General features: G+C 76.2%; 3 protein-coding genes. 1 reads left to right on the top strand and 2 read right to left on the bottom strand.

Features of this window, described 5'->3' with window-relative positions; all coding sequences use genetic code 11:
* Nucleotides 1-979 (bottom strand): helix-turn-helix transcriptional regulator (locus tag ACTUAL_RS18655; RefSeq protein ID WP_440901169.1); only part of this gene is annotated, 979 nt, incomplete at its 3' end.
* A gap of 147 nt (nt 980-1,126) precedes the next feature.
* Nucleotides 1,127-2,089, bottom strand: coding sequence for a GlxA family transcriptional regulator (locus ACTUAL_RS18660; RefSeq protein ID WP_096495396.1), 963 nt, complete (start codon nt 2,087-2,089; stop codon nt 1,127-1,129).
* 96 nt (nt 2,090-2,185) lie between these two features.
* Here ACTUAL_RS18660 and ACTUAL_RS18665 point away from each other — a divergent pair, with 96 nt between their 5' ends.
* Complete coding sequence (locus ACTUAL_RS18665; protein WP_440901168.1) at nt 2,186-2,878, top strand: DJ-1/PfpI family protein; 693 nt, start codon at nt 2,186-2,188, stop codon at nt 2,876-2,878.
* The last annotated feature ends 133 nt before the right edge of the window (nt 2,879-3,011 follow it).

The following is a 3,011-nucleotide window of genomic DNA, read 5'->3' on the forward strand; positions in this document are numbered from 1 at the left end:
TCCGCGACGGCGGTTCCCCGTGCGCCTCCCGGTAGTGCGTGCTGAACACCCCCGGCCTGCTGTACCCCCACCGCAGCGCCACCTCGGTCACCGTCGTGCTCCCCGGCTCCGCCGCCGCCAGCTGCGCCCGCGCCCCGTCCAGCCGCACCCGCCGCAGGTAGCCGGTCGGCGTGGTCCCCAGGTGCTTGCGGAACGCCAGCTGGATCGCGCGCGGCGTCACGTGCGCCGCCGACGCGATCTCCGCCGCGCTCAGGTCCCGCTCCGCGTTGGCCTCGATGAACGCCACCGCCCTGCGCACCGTGCGCGGGTGCGCGTCGCGGCGGTCCGCCGCGCTCGGCCCGATCGGCGCGGTGGTCGGGAAGGCGTCCAGCACCGCCGCCGCCAGGTACCGGGTCGCGGCCCCCACCAGCAGCGGGCTCGCGGTCGCCCCCGGCGCGGCCAGCACGTCGTCCCGCACGTGGTCGATCACCTTCCGCAGGGTCGCCGCGGCCACCGCGTCGACCGGGCGGTGGTCCAGCAGCCGAACCTGCTCCTCGCCGCCGACGACCTGGTTCAGCAGCGCCGGGTCCAGCATGGTGATGCTGTACCCCGCCTGGCGGGCGCGCCCCTGGTACGGCCGGTCCGGCTGGGCGAACGAGAACAGGTCGCCCGGCCCGAACGTCCCGGCCTCCCGCCAGTCCGCGGGCCGGTGCCGGTCGATCACGCCGGTCCGGATGTCGCACAGGCAGATCTTGCCCAGCGGTTCCACGCTGTAGTTCATGTCGAACGTGAGCGCCACCTCGTCCGCGCTCACGGCGCCACCGGCCACCCTGGTGATGCGCGCCCCCGACCGCCCCGTCGAGCTGCCGATCCGCAGCGGCGCGTAGTGCTTGATCAGGAACTCCTCGGTGGTCTCCAGGTCGGTGCTGTCGAACACCACCTGACCCCCGTCACCCCCGTCCTCCCGCGAGCCCCCCGCCCGCTCGTGCCCCGCCTCCACCTGCGCCAACCTCCTCTCCGCGTCGCCCGGCCCGCGCCGGGACCGCACTGGAGAGGATGCCAAAACCGGGGTGCCCCTTGCGGATGCCGTCTCCCCACGAACGGGTGAGACGGACCGGGTGGGCAAGCGCTCTCCGCACCGGTCCGCTCACCCGCGCCCACCGCTGAACGAGCGCCGGTACTCGCGCGGCGTGGTGCGGGTGAACCGCCCGAAGTGGTGGCGGAACGTGCTCGGCGAGCGGAACCCCACCTCGCGCGCGATCCGGTCCACCGGCAGGTCGGTCACCTCCAGCAGCTCCTTCGCCCGGCGCACGCGGGTGCGCAGCAACCAGTGCACCGGGGTCGTGCCCACGCCCGCGGCGAACCGGCGGCTGAACGTGCGCGGGCTCATCGCCGCGTGCCTGGCCAGGTCCGCCAGCGTCAGGTCCTCCGCCAGGTGCTCCTCGGCCCAGCGCAGCGTCGCGGCCAGCTCGTCGGGGCGCGCGGGCGGGGTGTAGTCGATGAACTGCGACTGCCCGCCCTCCCGGCGCATCGGCGCGACCAGGTAGCGGGCGGTGGCCGCCGCGACCCCGGCGCCCAGGTCCAGCTCCACCAGGTGCAGGCACAGGTCCAGCGCGGCGGTCACCCCGGCCGCGCTGTACACGCCGTCCTGCCCGGTGAACAACCGGTCGGTCTCCAACCGCACGGCCGGGAAGCGGCGGGCGAACTCGTCGGCGAAGTGCCAGTGCGTGGTCGCCGGGCGCCCGTCCATCAGCCCGGTCGCGGCCACGGTGAACGCGCCGACGCACAGCGAGGCCACCCGCGCGCCGCGCTCGTGGGCGGCGAGCAGCAGGTCCCGCACCCGCGCCGGGGGAGGGTCGAGCGAGCCGCCCGTCGCCGGGACCACCACGGTGTCCGCGCCGTCGGCCCACGACCAGTCGTGCTCGGCGCGCACCGAGAACGACGGCGGCCCGGTCAGCGCCGCGCTCGGCGCCCACTCCCGGCTCCCCACCACGCCCACCCGGTAGGCCGGGGCTCCCCGCTTGAAGTTCGCGATCTCGAAGACCTGCACGGCCGTGGCCAGCTCGATCCCGACCACGTCGTCCTGCGCGAGTACCGCCACCCGGTGCATGGCGCGATCTTAGAACTCATTGGCGTTCACGCCGCTCACCCGAGCGGGCGGTCGCGGGCACGCTGAGGAGGTCCCGATCAACCAGGAGGTCACCCGATGTCCGCCGAACGGCCCGTCGTCGCGATGCTGCTCTACCCCGGTTTCACCCACCTCGACCTGATCGGCCCGCACGCGGTGTGGAGCCCGTGGGCGGAGATCCACCTGGTGTGGCGGACGCTCGACCCGGTGGCCTCGGACAGCGGGCTCGAGGTGCTGCCCACCACCACGTTCGCCGACTGCCCGCGCGACGTGGACGTCCTGTTCGTCCCCGGCGGCACGGGCACCACCACCGCGCTGCTCGACCGGGAGGCCCTGGCGCTCACCGCCGAGCTGGGCGCGACCGCCCGCTACGTCACCTCGGTGTGCACCGGCTCGCTGGTGCTCGGCGGCGCGGGCCTGCTCGACGGCTACCGCGCGGGCACGCACTGGGCGTTCCGCGAGCTGCTGGCCCCGCTCGGCGCCGAGGCCGTGGCCGAGCGCGTGGTGACCGACCGCAACCGGATCACCGGCGGCGGGGTCACGGCGGGCATCGACTTCGGGCTCACCGTCCTGGCCGAGCTGCTGGGGGAGGAGCGGGCGCGGTTCACCCAGCTCGGCCTGGAGTACGACCCGGCCCCGCCGTTCGACTGCGGCAGCCCGGAGAAGGCCGGTCCCGAGCTGGTGGCCCAGGTGCGCGGGGCCTTCGTCGGGGAGAACGGGAAGATGGAGGACGCCGTGGCGGCGCTGGCCGCCGCGCGCTCGCGGGCCTGAGCGGGGTCCGGGTCGGGGGGGCCCCCCCCCGCCCCCCCCCGGGCACCCCCACGGCCCGGGGGGCGCGGGGGCGGCCCGCCCGCGCGCCCCCGCGGGGGGGGCCGCGGCGCCGGCCCCCCCGCGGGGCCACCGC

Source organism: Actinosynnema sp., assembly GCF_052038725.1.

Coding starts and splice junctions, on each gene's coding strand:
- ACTUAL_RS18660 (WP_096495396.1), bottom strand. CDS start 2,089: ATGCACCGGGTGGCGGTACTCGCGCAGGACGACGTGGTCGGGATCGAG.
- ACTUAL_RS18665 (WP_440901168.1), top strand. CDS start 2,186: ATGTCCGCCGAACGGCCCGTCGTCGCGATGCTGCTCTACCCCGGTTTC.